Raw genomic sequence first — 13,432 nt, forward strand, 5'->3', positions numbered from 1 at the left:
GCTCAGTTGCACTCGATCGTGACGTGACGCAGCTCGTGGACCGGCGCGAGGCGCTCGCGGATCGCCGCGCCGGTGAGACCGGCAGGCCCGGCGACGCTGACGATCGCGGCATGCGCGTCGGGTCCGAGGCGCCATACGTGAAGATCGACGATCCGGGCATCGCCGGGCGCCTCGACCAGCTCGCGGACTTCCTCCGCCACATGATCGTCGCTCCGGTCGAGCAGGACCGCGGCCGTGTCGCGCATCAGGCTCCACGACCAGCGCGCGATCACGATCGCGCCGACGATCCCCATTACGGGGTCCATCCACACCCATCCGAGATAGCGTCCCGCAAGCAGGGCTGCGATGGCGAGCACCGACGTCAACGCATCGGCAAGCACATGCACATAGGCCGAGCGCAGATTATTGTCGCCGCTCTGCGCCATTGGCCCATGGTTGTGATGATGATCGTCGCCATGGCCATGGCCATGACCATGGTGATGTCCGTGCCCATGACCATGGTGATGCCCGCCCGACAGCAGGAAGGCGCTCGCAATGTTTACGCCAAGGCCAACCGCCGCGACGACAGTCGCCTCGAGAAAAGCGACGTTGGTCGGATTGAACAGTCGCGACACCGCTTCGACGCCGATGCCGAGCGAAACAAGCCCGAGCGCCATCGCCGAGGCAAATCCTCCGAGATCGCCGACCTTGCCGGTTCCGAAGCTATAGGCCGCGTTGTGCGCATTGCGCTTCGCATAACCATAAGCGATCGCCGCCACGCCGAGGGCACCGGCATGCGTCGCCATGTGGAAACCATCGGCGAGCAGCGCCATCGATCCCGTGATGTAGCCGGCGATGATCTCGCCGACCATCATCAGCGCGGTCAAAACGACGACGAGCAGCGTGCGCCGGGCATTCTCGTCATGTGACGCGCCCAGGAACATATGATCGTGGACACGCGCGTCCGCGATGGGGGTAGTGGCCATTATGCGATCCTATTTGCTGTAGCGGCGGATAACGGTGAGCAACTCCTCGGCACCGGCCGCGCGCTCGGCGTCGGTCAGCCCCGGGCGCGAGACATGCTCCTCGAGATGATCGGAGATCACTTCCTCGATGAGCCCGGCGACCGCGCCGCGGACTGCCGCAACAAGATGCAGGACTTCGGCGCACGGCGCTTGCGACTGGAGCGCTCGCTCGATCGCGCCAACCTGTCCGCTGATGCGGCGGACGCGCGCAATGAGTTCGGAATTATCGCCTGAAAGATGTGCCATAGGGATACCCCCTACCCCTACCCAAGGCAGAAGGCAAGCAACCTCGTGTGGAGAGGCACGATCGCCAAGTCCCACTACAGGGGCCACGGCGCACGCAGATTGTGGTCCGGGAGGAAGGCGCAAGGGCCTCCAGTCCCCGCGAAACCATACCCGCTCTCGATAGCCGCTGATCCCTGGGCTCGAAGCCGGGCCTCCTTCAATCAACCCGTGAAGGGTCCGCTACGCTTCGCGTGCGGCCGCAGCCTTGCTGCGGTGATTGCGGCCCGCCCCCGGCCGGCGGGGCGACTGTCGAGCGGGAACGGTCCCGCTCCGAAAGGACAGGAGCCAAACCCATGCCGCTTTCCACCGCTCAATCGCTCGGCTGGAGCCTCGCCCGCACGATGATGACGATCATCGTCCTTATCGAAACGACAAAAGGCTATGCGGTGATGCCCATCGAAGAGTTCGACGGCGACCCCGAACACATCGTGTGCGAATATGACCCGTTCAACCGCTGAGCCCGCAAAATTTGCCCCGCGATGGTTCCAGTTCCGGTTCCGTCGCGGGCGGCTGTCTGCTAGATTGACGGTGCAGACCGCGCTGTGGTGGTGGTGGAGAGCGCGTCCCCAGGGAGGACGCTCGTGACTTTCATGCTTATCCTCGGCGCTGCCGCAGGCCTCTATCTCATCTGGCTTCTGTTCCGGCTGGCGGCACTCGCGCTGCCGCTTGGCACCGGCATTGCTCTCGCCTTCGAACTTCTGGACCGGGGCTATGGCATTGGCGCTGCCCTTGCGATGGCATTCCTGGCGGGGATCCTGCTCCATCTTGCTGGACGGCACCTCTACGCGCACGGCGGATCGACATTGCTGCGAGCCTGTGTCGCAATGCTCTTCCTCCTCCCGGCGGGGGTCGCAGGCTATTATGGCATGACGGGGATCGTGCGGCTCTTCGCTACGGAGGGCATGCTGGTGGCGATCCTGCCTATGCTCGCTGCCGTCGTCGCCGCCGTGGCGGCGGTCCGGGGACTTAACGGGTCTTCGGTGGATGCAATTGGTGTCGGCGACCGGGAACGTGACGATCGCGCACCCGCGATCCCGGCCTCCGCTTCGCCCGCTTCCGACCGCCTCTGAGTCCTTCGCTCCCGCCGCAGGAACACGGTCTCTTCCCTGCGCGATCTGCCGGCAAGCCGCTGCGCTGAGCCCGCTGGCCGCAACGGCGCTCCCCGATTTTCTTCCCCCGGCGTGCCGCCGTTCCTCGCGGACCAAGAAAATCGCTGCGCTGCCGTCCTTTGCTTCGCTCCGGGCCTGCGGCTGCGGCGCGGTCTCCTTTCCGGCCACCGATGCGCATCGAGACCGCGATCCTGCGGCTCGAAAGCAAGGAAAGGACTTCAAGATGGCCAAGATCGGAACCTTCAAGAAAGCGAAGGGCGAATATCGGGGCGCAATCGCGAGCCTCGCCCTCTCGGTCGACGCGGTTCGCATCGTCCCCGAGGACAATCCCAAACCCAGCGCTCCGACCCACCGCATCTATGTCGGCGACGTCGAGGTGGGTGCGGCCTGGGAGAAGACCAGCCAGGACGACCGCACCTATCTCTCGACCAAGTTCGACGACCCGAGCTTCACCGCGCCCATCTTCGCGCAGCTCTTCGAAGGAAGCGACGGCGACTATGACCTCGTCTGGACCCGTCCCCAGCGGCGGGACTGATCGAGCACGCCGCCCGGCCGCAAGCCGGGCGGCGATACTCTCATTTTGAGGCTTTTCGCGCGGGGATTCTCCGCCGCAATGCGTTACGATGATCCTTTGCATGCCGCTAACCATGTTCCAGCCGATGCGGGCAAGCTGCTGATAGGCTTTGCTTTCATTCCTGAAGATCAGCCGGAGGTGCGAATGGATCAGGTCGTCGATTGGCAATCGCCATATTTTCCGAGAATATTCGAAACATATGATCGCGCCGATTTCGCGCAGGAGTTCCTGCGCCGAAGCCCGGCCTATCGCCGCGCCTATCGTTCGGCCGCGTTGGCGCCGACGCGGCGGCGCACCGCGCGCCTCGCTGGGCTGGCGCGACGATGGGGGTTGGTCTTTCGCCCTAGACCCTGACCGATCCGTCACCGAATCCCCCGCGCTCTGGCAGCCCGAGGCCTGCGCGCATGTCGCCATCGCCGAACCGGCGCCCGACGGCTTTGCCGCGCCGCGGCTCGCCGAGCTCATCGCCTCCGCGGATATCGCCTCCGAGATCATCCTGCCGGGCGAGTGGCATCTCGTGTTCGTGGCCGACGGACGGCGCTTCCGCCTCTGGCTTCGCCGCTTCCTCGCCGATGAACGGCTCGCCTATGTAAATCCGGCCGATCCGCACAGCGAGCTGCGGATGGCCGTGAGCCTCGCCGTACAGCGCCGCTTCTCGGCGGGCGTCACGACGCATCGCTTCCTGCGGGGAGGCGCCCCCGGACCATCCGAGCGCTGGCGTCTCATCCAGTGGCTGCGGCTCCTCGACGCCTCCGCCGAAGGGCGTTCGGCGCGCGACATCGCCGCCGCCCTCATCCTCGACGATGCCCAGGATTTCTCGGCCGCCGACTGGGACGGATCGAGCGAGCGCCGTCGCATCGCGCGCTGGCACCGCGCCGCGGTCGCGATGCGCGACGGCGGCTATCAGGAGCTGCTCGGCGCCGCCTGATCGGGACATTCCGCGCGTCGTCACTTTGTCCGTTCCTAAACCGCATCCCGATTTCCGAATGTCGCCGCCTCTCCGCCGGAGCCCCCCACGGGACCCGGCGCTGCGAACGGAGGCCCCTTTTGAGCGACATGCATACCCCCATTTCGCCGCGCTACCTCAAGACGCCCGACGCTGCGCTGCACCTCGGCCTGTCGAGCCGGACGCTCGAAAAACATCGCTGCTTCGGAACGGGTCCCGAATACCGCAAACTCGGCGGGCGGATCGTCTACGCGATCGCTGATCTCGACGCCTGGGCCGAGATCGGCCGCAAGAAGTCGACATCCGATCCCGGCAAGGGCGTCGTCCATCCCGCGCGCCCGGTCCGCCGCTGATGCGCTCCGCCCAGAACATCCCGCCCGCTCCCGGCGTGCAGCCGGTCGCGGCGACCGCGAGCGGTCTCACCGACCTTGAGCTGACCTGGATCGAGCAGCGGCTCGAGAATTGGCTGCGCTTCGGCCGCGTCGCCGCCGAGCGCATCGTCAGCCGCCGGACGCGCATCGTCTCCTTCCGGCCCGAGGCCGTCTTCGGCTTCGTCCGTTGGGGCGCGAACGATTTCGGCACGATCTTCTCGAGCATCTCGGTCATCGCGGCGCCCGCGCCCCGCGCCCCCTTCGCGACGCATCCCTACGTGCGTCCCGGAGGCGACATCCTGCTCCGCGTCGACGGTTGGCCGAAGGTCCAGCAGGTGCTCTCGGCGATCGATGCGATCGAGGCCGACGGGCTCGACCCGTGCGAGACGGCGCCCGATCATTGGCGCCACATCGGCAGCCATATCGCCGCCGGACTGCCGTTCCGGCCCTATGGTCCGGAGCGGCACCGGGCATGGCTCCAGCGCAAGGCGATCGCGCCATGAACCGCCGCTGGTTCCGCGCAACCGCGGCGAGCGCTACGCTCTTCGCGGGGCTGTTCGTCGCGGCGGCAGCGCTCGCGCCGAAACCGCGCCTCATCTGGAACGCGAGCCCGAGCGTTCCGATCGGCTTCTACCGCGTCGATGTCGGCGCCGATCCCGAGGTCGGCGACCTCATCCTCTTCCACCCGCCCGAGGCGGTCGCGACGCGCCTCGCGGTGCGCGGCTATGTGCCGCGCGGCGTGCCGCTCCTGAAGCATGTCGCCGCCGGTGAAGGCGCGCTCGTCTGCCGCAGCGGCACCTTCGTGACGATCGACGGCGCGCCGGCAGCGCGCGCGCGGGACGCGGACCGCCTCGGGCGGTCGCTGCCGCGCTGGCTCGGCTGCCATCTCCTGCGCCCCGGCGAACTGTTCCTCCTAAACCCCGCGCCCGACAGTCTCGACGGCCGATATTTCGGACCGCTCCCCGACACCGGCGTCGTCGGCGTCGCGCACCCGCTTCTCGTGCGCGATGCGCCCGGCGCGCCGCTGCGCTGGCGCCGTGACGCCGATCGCTCCGCATTCACCCTCGAAGGAAAGGATATGTCCTCATGATTATCGGAAGCTTTCAAACTGCTGGCGACGGCTATGCCGGACAGATCCGGACGCTGCTGCTCGATGCGATGATCGCGATCGTTCCGGCGAAGCCGAACGACGCGGAAAATGCGCCGGCCTGGCGCGTCCTGCTCGTCGAAGCCGATACCGGCGTGGAGATCGGGGCAGGCTGGGAACGCCGCAGCGAACGCGCCGGCTCCTATATCGCCCTGCAGATCGACGATCCGGCGCTCGCGGTTCCGCTGCGCGCCAATCTGCTCCGTTCGACGCAGAACGAGGATGAATATCATCTCCTCTGGACGCGTCCCGTTCCACGCGAACAAGCGTGAGCATCATGCATCCGGCTCGCTCGGCGCGCGTCCGCGCCGTGCGCCTCGCCTTGCTGCTGCTCTGCTCGGCGAGCGCCGCCCCGGACCGGGCATGGGGCGCGGCACCGGCGGAAGAGCCGACGGCCGCGGCCCACCCCTATGCCGCTCATGTGGCGGAGGCATCGCATCGCTTCGGCGTTCCGGAGGTCTGGATATGGCGCGTGATGCATGTCGAGAGCCGCGGAAAGCCGCGGGCGCTCTCGCATGCCGGTGCAATGGGGCTGATGCAGATCATGCCCGCAACCTGGGCGATGCTGACGGCGCAGCATCGTCTCGGGTCCGACCCCTTCGACGTGCGTGCCAACATCCTCGCGGGCGCGGCCTATCTGCGCGCGATGTGGGACCGATATCGCGACGTTCGCCTCATGCTCGCTGCCTATAATGCAGGCCCCGGCCGCGCCGACGCCTATGCAGCGGGGCGGCGCGGCTTGCCCGCCGAGACGGTGGCTTATGTCGCAGCCATCGCGCCCGCGCTCGGTGCGCCGGCTGCTCCGTCATCTGCGATGGCGCGGACTGCCGAACCGCCGAGCTGGCGCAGCGCCTCGCTCTTCGCCGAGCAGCGATCGGACACGCCGGCTGCAACTTCGGTGCAGCGCGGCGACGCCGCGCCTGCTGGGCCGTCGAATTCCGCGCCTGCTCCCTCGCCCCTCTTCGTCCCGCTTTCCGGGGACAATCGGTGATGGTCGTCCTGGCGATATTTGCTGGAGTGCGCCGGTCCATGGATAGGCACTGCTTGGCGTTCAGAAGGGGTTCGGGGGGATGGCAAGATAAAAGACCTGCCAGCTCGCCGGCAGATTGTGGTTGGATTACAGCGCTTTATGCGTATGGCACCCCCCTCCGGCTGCCATATCGACCTCTGGATTTCCGAGGCAGAACAAGCGCTTACGATATGGCACCGGCGTTGTGAGCGGCGACGAGCATGATTTTCGGGTGCGACCGGGAAGGGGTCGCGATGCGGGTTCGGGATCGGCGCGGCGCGGGAAGAGGCTCGCGGCGCAGGTGCGCAAGGCAGCCGCCCGCTCGGGTTACACCCGCTCCCGTCGGGGCGGCGGCGGTCGCAGCGGAACCGGTCGGCATGGCCGCGGCCGCGCCGCGCTTGCGACGATCCGGCGCGGCCCCGCGCAGCGCCGCGTGACGGTCATGGCGCGCATCGTCCGGCATAAGGGCGCGCAGTTTCGCTCCGCGCCTCTCGCACGGCATATCGCTTATCTCGAACGCGACGGCGTCACCCGCGATGGTCGCGATGCCATGATGTTCGATGCGTCTGGAGATACCGCCGACCGCGAGGCCTTTGCCGATCGCTGCGCCGACGATCGCCATCATTTCCGTTTCATCGTCAGCCCTGAAGATGCGGAGCAATTGCAGGACCTTCGGACCTTCACCCGCGATCTCATGGGCCGGATGGAGAAGGATCTCGAGACCCGGCTCGACTGGGTGGCGGTCGATCACTGGAACACCGACAATCCGCATATCCATATACTCCTGCGCGGCGTCGCCGAGGACGGAAGCGACCTGGTCGTCGACCGCGCTTATATGTCGGAAGGCGTGCGCGGACGGGCGTCGGAGATCGCGACCCTCGAACTCGGCCCGCGAAACGAACAGGAGATCGACGCGAGCCTCGTGCGGGAGACGGGCGCCGAGCGTTGGACCGGGCTCGATGCGCGCCTGCGCGAACGCGGCGGCGAAACGGGGATCGTCGATCTTCGTCCCGACCCAAGCTCGCCGCCGGGCCGCGATCGGCATCTCATCGGACGTGCGGCGAAGCTCGAGGCGCTTGGGCTTGCGACGCGCCTTGGACCCGGCATTTTCGAGATCGATCCGCGCGCCGAAACCCTATTGCGCGACCTCGGCGAGCGAGGCGACATCATCAAGGGCGTCCACCGCGCCATGCGCATGCAAGGGCTCTCCTTCGACGCATCGAGGCTCGCCCTTCACGGCGAGGCGGAGCGTTCGGGCCTCGTCGGGCGGCTGGTCGCACGCGGCCTCGACGATGAGCTTGCCGGCTCCGCCTTCGCCATCGTCGACGGGACCGATGGACGGACCCATCACATCAAATTCTCCGATCTCCAATGGACCGGGGACGCGAAGCCGGGCGCGGTCGTCGAGCTGCGGCGCTGGGAAGGACGCGACGGCGGCGAGCATCTCTCGCTCGCCCTGCGATCGGACCTTGCGGTCGCCGACCAGACATCCGCGCGCGGCGCAACCTGGCTCGACCGCGAGCTGGTCGCGGCGAAGCCCACGGCAGGAACCTCGGGCTTCGGCATCGATGTTCGCCGCGCCATGGCAGCGCGCGCCGAGTTTCTCGCGAGCGAAGGCCTCGCGAGCCGACAGAACGGCAAGCTCGTACTGGCGCCCGATCTCATCGAAACGCTGAAGCGGCGCGACCTCGAGGCGGCCTGCGAAACCATCGCCGCGCGCACCGGGCTCGCGCATCGCCCGCCGGCCACCGGCGACGCGGTGAGCGGGACCTACCGCGAGCGCGTGTCGCTCGCCTCGGGGCGCTTCGCGATGATCGACGACGGCCTTGGCTTTCAACTCGTGCCCTGGCGCCCGGCGCTCGACCGGCACCTCGGGCAGCATGTCACCGGCACCGCCACCGCGGGCGGCATCGACTGGAGCCTTGGCCGCGATCGCGGGATCGCAATCTGAGAAAGGATGAACGATGAGCGACAGGATATTATGGGGCCAGATCTTCGCGGTGCTGCTGATCGTCCTCGCGGCGGTCTGGACCGCGACCCAAGCGACGGCGGAAGCGCTCGGATTTCAGGCGGCGCTCGGTGCCCCCTGGTTCCGCATCGGCGACTATCCCGTCTATCCCCCGCCCGCCTTCTTCTGGTGGTGGTTTGCCTTCGACGCCTATGCGCCGCCGATCTTCTATCGCGGTGCCGCGATCGCCGCGTCGGGCGGGCTGCTGTCGGTTGTCGTCGCGATCAGCATGTCGGTGTGGCGTGCGCGCGAGCGCCGGCGGGCCGAGACCTACGGATCGGCACGCTGGGCGCAGGAGCGTGAGATACGGGCTGCCAACATGCTCGGCCCCGATGGCGTCATTCTCGGGCGCATGGCCGGAACATACCTGCGTCACGATGGCGCCGAGCATGTCCTCTGCTTCGCGCCGACCCGATCCGGAAAGGGCGTCGGCCTCGTGGTGCCGACCCTGCTGACTTGGCCGGGGAGCTGCATCGTCCATGACATCAAGGGCGAGAACTGGCAGCTCACTGCGGGCTTTCGCGCAAAGCATGGCCGGGTGCTGCTCTTCGATCCGACCAACCCCGCATCGGCCGCCTATAATCCGCTCCTCGAAGTCCGGCGCGGCGCGTGGGAAGTACGCGATGTGCAGAATGTCGCCGACGTGCTGGTCGATCCCGAAGGAAGCCTCGAGCGCCGAAACCACTGGGAGAAGACAAGCCACGCCCTGCTCGTCGGCGCGATCCTCCATGTTCTCTACGCCGAGGAGGAAAAGAGCCTTGCCGGTGTCGCGGCCTTTCTGTCGAACCCCGAGCGCAAGATCGAGGCGACGCTCCACCGGATGAAGACCACCAGCCATTTGGGAGATCGCGTCCACCCGGTCGTCGCCGCGGCGGCGCAGGAGCTGCTCAACAAGAGCGAGAATGAGCGGTCCGGCGTGCTGTCGACCGCCATGTCCTTCCTCGGTCTTTATCGCGATCCGGTGATCGCCAAGGTCACGGGACATTCCGAGTGGCGCATCGCGGACCTGATCGGAAGCGAGCGCCCGGTCTCGCTCTACCTCGTGGTGCCGCCCGGCGATATCAGCCGGACCAAGCCGCTCATGCGCCTGATCCTCAACCAGATCGGGCGGCGGCTGACCGAGGAGCTGAATCCCAAGGCACGGTCGCAACGGCTGCTGTTCATGCTCGACGAGTTTCCCGCGCTCGGACGTCTCGATTTCTTCGAAAGCGCGCTCGCCTTCATGGCGGGCTATGGCATCAAGGCCTTTCTGATCGCCCAGTCGCTCAACCAGATCGAGAAGGCCTATGGCCAGAGCAATGCGATCCTCGACAATTGCCACGTCCGGGTCAGTTTCGCGACGAACGATGAGCGCACCGCCAAACGGATTTCCGATGCGCTTGGCACTGCGACCGAGCAACGCGCGATGAAGAATTATGCCGGCCATCGGCTCTCGCCCTGGCTCGGCCATTTGATGGTGTCGCGCACCGAAACCGCCCGGCCGCTGCTCACCCCCGGCGAAGTCATGCAGCTCCCCCCGGACGACGAGATCGTGATGGCCGCCGGCCTCGCACCGATCCGGGCCAAGAAGGCGCGCTACTATGGCGACCGGCGCCTGGCCGGCCGCGTCATTCCGCCGCCCGCACCCGGTCGCGGTCTTCCCGCCGGCCACGATTGGATGGCCGACCGGGTACAGCAGCCGATGGAGACGAAAGCGAAGGCGGCGGAGGACGATGACGCGGCCAATGGCGGCATTCGGCAGGAACCCGAACTTCCCGTCCATGAGGATATCGCGCCGCCGCCGCCGCGCAGCGTCAATGGCGAGTTTGATTTCACCGAGGACGGAGCACAAGCCGATGCAGCGCGGCTTCGCGCCGCCGCGGATCGGCGGATGGCGCGGCGCGCTCAAGCTGCCGCGCTCGATCCCGACGATGGGATCCAGCTGTGATCCGATCGCATGTCAAACAGACATTCCGGATCGAAACCGGCCTGTCGCGCGACCTGACAGACCTTGCCCGCCGACGCGGCCTCACCCGGACCGAAGTGCTGGAGGCTGCACTGCGCTCCTTTCTCTCGCCCGATCAGGAGGAGCGGATCGAGGCGCTGTTGACCCGGCGCCTCGACCGCATCGGCCGCCAGCTCGACCGCATCGAATGGCATGGCGAAATGTCGGGAGAAGCGATGGCCCTGTTCGTTCGACACTGGCTCACGAGCACGGCGCCTTTGCCCGATGATGCATTGCCGGCCGCGCAGGCCAGCGGGAAGCGGCGGTGGGAGGCTTTCGTCGATGCCCTTTCACGTAGGATGGAAGTTGGACCAAAGCTCGCCGCGGAGCTGATGCGTGATGTCGGCGGTTCCAATTGAAGCCTTTAACCGGCTCATCCAGCCCGCAGTTTTAAGAGAAAGCTGATGGCCTCGGCGGGGACACCGCACAGGGCAGCCGCTAGCAGCAGTATCGCGAGAGCCAGATATTTGGCCAGAGGAGTTCGGCACAGCTCGAGAAGCACCGCCGATTTGTGGCGGCCCAATTGCACAAGCGCCATGAACTGGGCGAGCTCGGCCTCACGGTCAGTCATCGGACGATCACCTACGGGCGGGAGAGGGGGCATGTCGGTCATCACAAACCTCACGGATTCATCGCAAAAATGGCGCGCTGTTACAGATGCGCGTGCGGGTTACCGTGAGGGATAAGCCCTCCGGGCTGGAGTGCCCCTCAGGCGAGTCGCTTGTCAACAGGGTGAATCGCAATTTTATCAACAGTCGGGGGTGCGTCTGGGGATATCTTGCCGCATTTCCGGGAAAGCCGGAGTTCGTTCAGTCCTCTTCGCCCTGCTGCTCGCGCTCGCGTAGTCTCTCGGCATAGCGGTAGCTCGCTTCGACGGAGTGATAGTCATCGGCGTAGCGATCGATGTCGCCGAGCGCGCATTCGACCTCATAGGCCACCGTATGGGGAGACGAGCCCGGGCGCTTTCGGCCCAGCCAGCGCTCTAGCTTGTCGAAGCGGCTCTGCATCCCCTGCACGCTGCATGCGATGCGCAGATCGTCGAGATTGCTGCTCGTTCGATTGCGGCTCCAGGCCCTGCAGGCGAACTCAAGCTCTTCACCCCGTGTCGGAGGGCGATCGCTGAGATCAGCCCCACCATCTTTCGCAAGGGTCGGGTCGGCCTGTACACCGGCAAGGCCCGCACTGAGTGCCTCGCACAGTTCGCTATGATATTTATCCCGGAGCGCGGCGTCCCAATCATAGGGGCCAGCGCCGACGAAAAGATGCGGCAGCTTGAAATGCGCCCCCACTGCCTTCGGCAGCATCTTCTCGATCCGGATCACTCCGCGAATGACGCCGAGAAGGCGCTCGGCGTCGATCCCGGCCCAGGGCCGCGCCAGATTTTCGAGCGCGCCAAGGTTCGAATTGGTGGGCGTGTCCCCCGTGTTCCAGTATCGCATGGTCAGTGCTTCAGTTTCTCTTTGGCCTTGATCCCTAATATGGCTTTCGCTTCCTCGCTCGCATTCTTGCCGATCTCGTCGAGGCGCTTTCTCACTATGGGGTCCGCGAGGAGCTGAGCCTTGGGTCCTTCGCCGGAACCGCAGACGACAGCATAGAAGAGCCGGTATAGCTCCTGTGCATGCTCGGCTCCGGCCACGGCAGCGTCGATGTCGCCCTGCCGGTAAACCAGTATGTCCTTGTCATCGATGGGTTCGGGCCTGATCACGCCGCGTCCATCGGGCAATATCTCAGATCTTTGTCGATGGCTGACATTATGGTTCACGATCGTCTTCGGATGGGTGAGCAGGATTGCATCCGGCAGTTCGGAGCTATGACCCCAGACGCGGTGCGCAAACTGGTTACGCTCGGTTCGCGAGGTCTCGGCCACCGACCCGATGGTCTGCAGGAGCAATTGCTGCCATTCAGGAAGCGCTTCCTTGGCCGCGGCGTTGAGCGCCGACCTCTGGCCTCCCGAATTGACGAGCGAAAGATACATGGCCGTGCCCACCGCGATATCGGCTTTCAGCATGCGGCTGAGGATGCTCGCGAGATCGCCATCGATGTGGGCCCAGAGCGCTATGATATAGGCTACATCAGCCGCGAACGGCGAACGGCGCAAAACGCCGGGGCCAAAGAACAGCTGCCCATCGGGCGCGACATCGAAAAGGCGTTCGGGCATCAGCCGCGATCCAGGCCGCCCGTGGACACCACCCGTGCCGAGGCCGTCGCGCGCGCCACGCATCGGCCCTCGGCGTCGAAAAGCTCGCCCTCGAGAAAGGCGACCGTCTTCCCCAATTGGACGATCCGGCCGACACCGGTGAAGCTGCCCGGCCGCGCGGGAGCGAGATAGCTGATGTTGAGCGAGATGGTTGCGCAATAATAGGCGCCCCCCGATTTCACGAGAACCGTCGGTCCCAGCGTATCGTCGAGCATCGCAGCGACGAAGCCGCCCTGGATATTGCCTCCGGGATTACAGAAGGCGGGCTTCCCTTCCATTCTCACCCGTATGGTGCCGGTGGCTTCCTCGGCCTCGATAAGCTCCCAGCCAAGTGTTTCTGCGCAGGGCGGGCGTGCGAAGCTGTCGAATATGCTCATGTCCATCTCCCGATGCTGCCCGGCTAGTGCAGGCATTCGGCAGCATAGTGACGGGCCTCTCCCCCAAACTCCAGACCTGTCGCAATCAGCATTCCATCCTGGACCAATCTGTCTGGTCATGCTCGCTTTTCTCCGGGGGCGAATGCTGGCATCCCCGGTGCTCCATCACATTGGGAGAGAATAATGGACGAAGACGCTTTGTTCGCGGTTGGAACAGTCCTGGCGGCGATCGGCGGCCTGCTGGAACGAAAGGGCGTCTGTACCACCACCGAATTTGCCGAAACTCTTGGCGGCGTTGCCCTGATGACCGCCGAGTCCGGTGAGCAGTACCGGAACCGTGCCGCCTATGTCGGCAGTTGGGCACAGATGGTGCGCGCTGCCGCCGAACATGCTGGCGGCGCGCGCGAGCATTGACCCACCC

At 66.2% G+C, this 13,432-nt stretch carries 20 protein-coding genes; 14 read left to right on the forward strand and 6 right to left on the reverse strand.

Going from position 1 to position 13,432, the window contains the following annotated elements; genetic code table 11:
* Positions 1-2: 2 nt before the first annotated feature.
* The gene (dmeF, locus tag ATE70_RS19910) at positions 3-965 is read right to left on the reverse strand and encodes a CDF family Co(II)/Ni(II) efflux transporter DmeF (protein WP_037553341.1); all 963 of its coding nucleotides are present in this window, start codon (positions 963-965) and stop codon (positions 3-5) included.
* A 9-nt stretch (positions 966-974) separates the two neighbouring features.
* The gene (locus tag ATE70_RS19915; protein ID WP_037553343.1) at positions 975-1,250 is read right to left on the reverse strand and encodes a metal/formaldehyde-sensitive transcriptional repressor; all 276 of its coding nucleotides are present in this window, start codon (positions 1,248-1,250) and stop codon (positions 975-977) included.
* Positions 1,251-1,582: 332 nt separating this feature from the next.
* On the opposite strand from ATE70_RS19915, the gene ATE70_RS25295 reads away from it, so the two are divergent.
* The 13 genes from ATE70_RS25295 to ATE70_RS19970 all read left to right on the forward strand — a co-directional run bounded on the left by ATE70_RS25295 (position 1,583) and on the right by ATE70_RS19970 (position 10,796).
* Complete coding sequence (locus ATE70_RS25295; RefSeq protein WP_162928261.1) at positions 1,583-1,747, forward strand: hypothetical protein; 165 nt, start codon at positions 1,583-1,585, stop codon at positions 1,745-1,747.
* Positions 1,748-1,870: 123 nt separating this feature from the next.
* Positions 1,871-2,359 carry a hypothetical protein gene (locus ATE70_RS19920; RefSeq protein WP_058801025.1) on the forward strand — a complete coding sequence of 163 codons (489 nt, stop codon included), beginning with the start codon at positions 1,871-1,873 and terminating at the stop codon, positions 2,357-2,359.
* Between the two features lie 262 nt (positions 2,360-2,621).
* Positions 2,622-2,933: a DUF736 domain-containing protein gene (locus tag ATE70_RS19925; RefSeq protein WP_037553344.1), complete on the forward strand. Its 312-nt coding sequence runs from the start codon at positions 2,622-2,624 to the stop codon at positions 2,931-2,933.
* A 183-nt stretch (positions 2,934-3,116) separates the two neighbouring features.
* On the forward strand, positions 3,117-3,326 hold the full coding sequence (locus ATE70_RS25550) for a transcriptional regulator domain-containing protein (RefSeq protein WP_081932956.1): 210 nt from the start codon (positions 3,117-3,119) through the stop codon (positions 3,324-3,326).
* 169 nt (positions 3,327-3,495) lie between these two features.
* Positions 3,496-3,900, forward strand: coding sequence for a DUF2285 domain-containing protein (locus ATE70_RS19930; RefSeq protein ID WP_228383939.1), 405 nt, complete (start codon positions 3,496-3,498; stop codon positions 3,898-3,900).
* Positions 3,901-4,028: 128 nt separating this feature from the next.
* Complete coding sequence (locus tag ATE70_RS19935) at positions 4,029-4,271, forward strand: helix-turn-helix transcriptional regulator (RefSeq protein WP_037553423.1); 243 nt, start codon at positions 4,029-4,031, stop codon at positions 4,269-4,271.
* A complete protein-coding gene (locus ATE70_RS19940) occupies positions 4,271-4,792 on the forward strand; it encodes a DUF2840 domain-containing protein (RefSeq protein WP_052181966.1) in 522 nt (173 codons plus the stop codon). The genes ATE70_RS19935 and ATE70_RS19940 overlap by 1 nt, the downstream gene beginning before the upstream one ends.
* The gene (locus ATE70_RS19945) at positions 4,789-5,379 is read left to right on the forward strand and encodes a S26 family signal peptidase (RefSeq protein ID WP_037553345.1); all 591 of its coding nucleotides are present in this window, start codon (positions 4,789-4,791) and stop codon (positions 5,377-5,379) included. Before ATE70_RS19940 ends, ATE70_RS19945 begins: the two co-directional genes overlap by 4 nt.
* The gene (locus ATE70_RS19950; RefSeq protein WP_039579016.1) at positions 5,376-5,708 is read left to right on the forward strand and encodes a DUF736 domain-containing protein; all 333 of its coding nucleotides are present in this window, start codon (positions 5,376-5,378) and stop codon (positions 5,706-5,708) included. The genes ATE70_RS19945 and ATE70_RS19950 overlap by 4 nt, the downstream gene beginning before the upstream one ends.
* A 5-nt stretch (positions 5,709-5,713) precedes the next feature.
* Positions 5,714-6,427 (forward strand): lytic transglycosylase domain-containing protein, encoded by a 714-nt coding sequence (locus ATE70_RS19955; RefSeq protein ID WP_081932958.1) that lies wholly within the window; start codon positions 5,714-5,716, stop codon positions 6,425-6,427.
* A 223-nt stretch (positions 6,428-6,650) separates the two neighbouring features.
* Complete coding sequence (locus tag ATE70_RS19960; protein WP_037553348.1) at positions 6,651-8,396, forward strand: relaxase/mobilization nuclease domain-containing protein; 1,746 nt, start codon at positions 6,651-6,653, stop codon at positions 8,394-8,396.
* Positions 8,397-8,409: 13 nt separating this feature from the next.
* A complete protein-coding gene (locus ATE70_RS19965) occupies positions 8,410-10,380 on the forward strand; it encodes a conjugal transfer protein TraG (RefSeq protein WP_037553349.1) in 1,971 nt (656 codons plus the stop codon).
* Entirely contained in the window at positions 10,377-10,796 is a 420-nt protein-coding gene (locus tag ATE70_RS19970; RefSeq protein WP_037553350.1) for a hypothetical protein, read from the forward strand. The genes ATE70_RS19965 and ATE70_RS19970 overlap by 4 nt, the downstream gene beginning before the upstream one ends.
* 14 nt (positions 10,797-10,810) lie before the next feature.
* Here ATE70_RS19970 and ATE70_RS19975 read toward each other — a convergent pair whose 3' ends face one another.
* The 4 genes from ATE70_RS19975 to ATE70_RS19990 form a co-directional block, all read right to left on the reverse strand.
* A complete protein-coding gene (locus tag ATE70_RS19975) occupies positions 10,811-11,008 on the reverse strand; it encodes a hypothetical protein (RefSeq protein WP_037553351.1) in 198 nt (65 codons plus the stop codon).
* 238 nt (positions 11,009-11,246) lie between these two features.
* Complete coding sequence (locus tag ATE70_RS19980; protein ID WP_037553353.1) at positions 11,247-11,876, reverse strand: hypothetical protein; 630 nt, start codon at positions 11,874-11,876, stop codon at positions 11,247-11,249.
* Positions 11,877-11,878: 2 nt separating this feature from the next.
* Positions 11,879-12,595, reverse strand: coding sequence for a hypothetical protein (locus ATE70_RS19985; RefSeq protein WP_037553355.1), 717 nt, complete (start codon positions 12,593-12,595; stop codon positions 11,879-11,881).
* Positions 12,595-13,011 (reverse strand): PaaI family thioesterase, encoded by a 417-nt coding sequence (locus ATE70_RS19990; RefSeq protein WP_197411523.1) that lies wholly within the window; start codon positions 13,009-13,011, stop codon positions 12,595-12,597. The genes ATE70_RS19985 and ATE70_RS19990 overlap by 1 nt, the downstream gene beginning before the upstream one ends.
* Before the next feature lie 183 nt (positions 13,012-13,194).
* Between ATE70_RS19990 and ATE70_RS19995 the strand changes: the two genes are divergently transcribed.
* Positions 13,195-13,425, forward strand: coding sequence for a hypothetical protein (locus ATE70_RS19995; protein ID WP_037553358.1), 231 nt, complete (start codon positions 13,195-13,197; stop codon positions 13,423-13,425).
* Positions 13,426-13,432 lie beyond the last annotated feature (7 nt).

It is taken from the genome of Sphingopyxis sp. H053, from assembly GCF_001468225.1.
Lineage (GTDB): Bacteria > Pseudomonadota > Alphaproteobacteria > Sphingomonadales > Sphingomonadaceae > Sphingopyxis.

Coding starts and splice junctions, on each gene's coding strand:
- dmeF (WP_037553341.1), bottom strand. CDS start 965: ATGGCCACTACCCCCATCGCGGACGCGCGTGTCCACGATCATATGTTC.
- ATE70_RS19915 (WP_037553343.1), bottom strand. CDS start 1,250: ATGGCACATCTTTCAGGCGATAATTCCGAACTCATTGCGCGCGTCCGC.
- ATE70_RS25295 (WP_162928261.1), top strand. CDS start 1,583: ATGCCGCTTTCCACCGCTCAATCGCTCGGCTGGAGCCTCGCCCGCACG.
- ATE70_RS19925 (WP_037553344.1), top strand. CDS start 2,622: ATGGCCAAGATCGGAACCTTCAAGAAAGCGAAGGGCGAATATCGGGGC.
- ATE70_RS25550 (WP_081932956.1), top strand. CDS start 3,117: ATGGATCAGGTCGTCGATTGGCAATCGCCATATTTTCCGAGAATATTC.
- ATE70_RS19935 (WP_037553423.1), top strand. CDS start 4,029: ATGCATACCCCCATTTCGCCGCGCTACCTCAAGACGCCCGACGCTGCG.
- ATE70_RS19940 (WP_052181966.1), top strand. CDS start 4,271: ATGCGCTCCGCCCAGAACATCCCGCCCGCTCCCGGCGTGCAGCCGGTC.
- ATE70_RS19945 (WP_037553345.1), top strand. CDS start 4,789: ATGAACCGCCGCTGGTTCCGCGCAACCGCGGCGAGCGCTACGCTCTTC.
- ATE70_RS19950 (WP_039579016.1), top strand. CDS start 5,376: ATGATTATCGGAAGCTTTCAAACTGCTGGCGACGGCTATGCCGGACAG.
- ATE70_RS19955 (WP_081932958.1), top strand. CDS start 5,714: ATGCATCCGGCTCGCTCGGCGCGCGTCCGCGCCGTGCGCCTCGCCTTG.
- ATE70_RS19965 (WP_037553349.1), top strand. CDS start 8,410: ATGAGCGACAGGATATTATGGGGCCAGATCTTCGCGGTGCTGCTGATC.
- ATE70_RS19975 (WP_037553351.1), bottom strand. CDS start 11,008: ATGACTGACCGTGAGGCCGAGCTCGCCCAGTTCATGGCGCTTGTGCAA.
- ATE70_RS19980 (WP_037553353.1), bottom strand. CDS start 11,876: ATGCGATACTGGAACACGGGGGACACGCCCACCAATTCGAACCTTGGC.
- ATE70_RS19985 (WP_037553355.1), bottom strand. CDS start 12,595: ATGCCCGAACGCCTTTTCGATGTCGCGCCCGATGGGCAGCTGTTCTTT.
- ATE70_RS19990 (WP_197411523.1), bottom strand. CDS start 13,011: ATGAGCATATTCGACAGCTTCGCACGCCCGCCCTGCGCAGAAACACTT.
- ATE70_RS19995 (WP_037553358.1), top strand. CDS start 13,195: ATGGACGAAGACGCTTTGTTCGCGGTTGGAACAGTCCTGGCGGCGATC.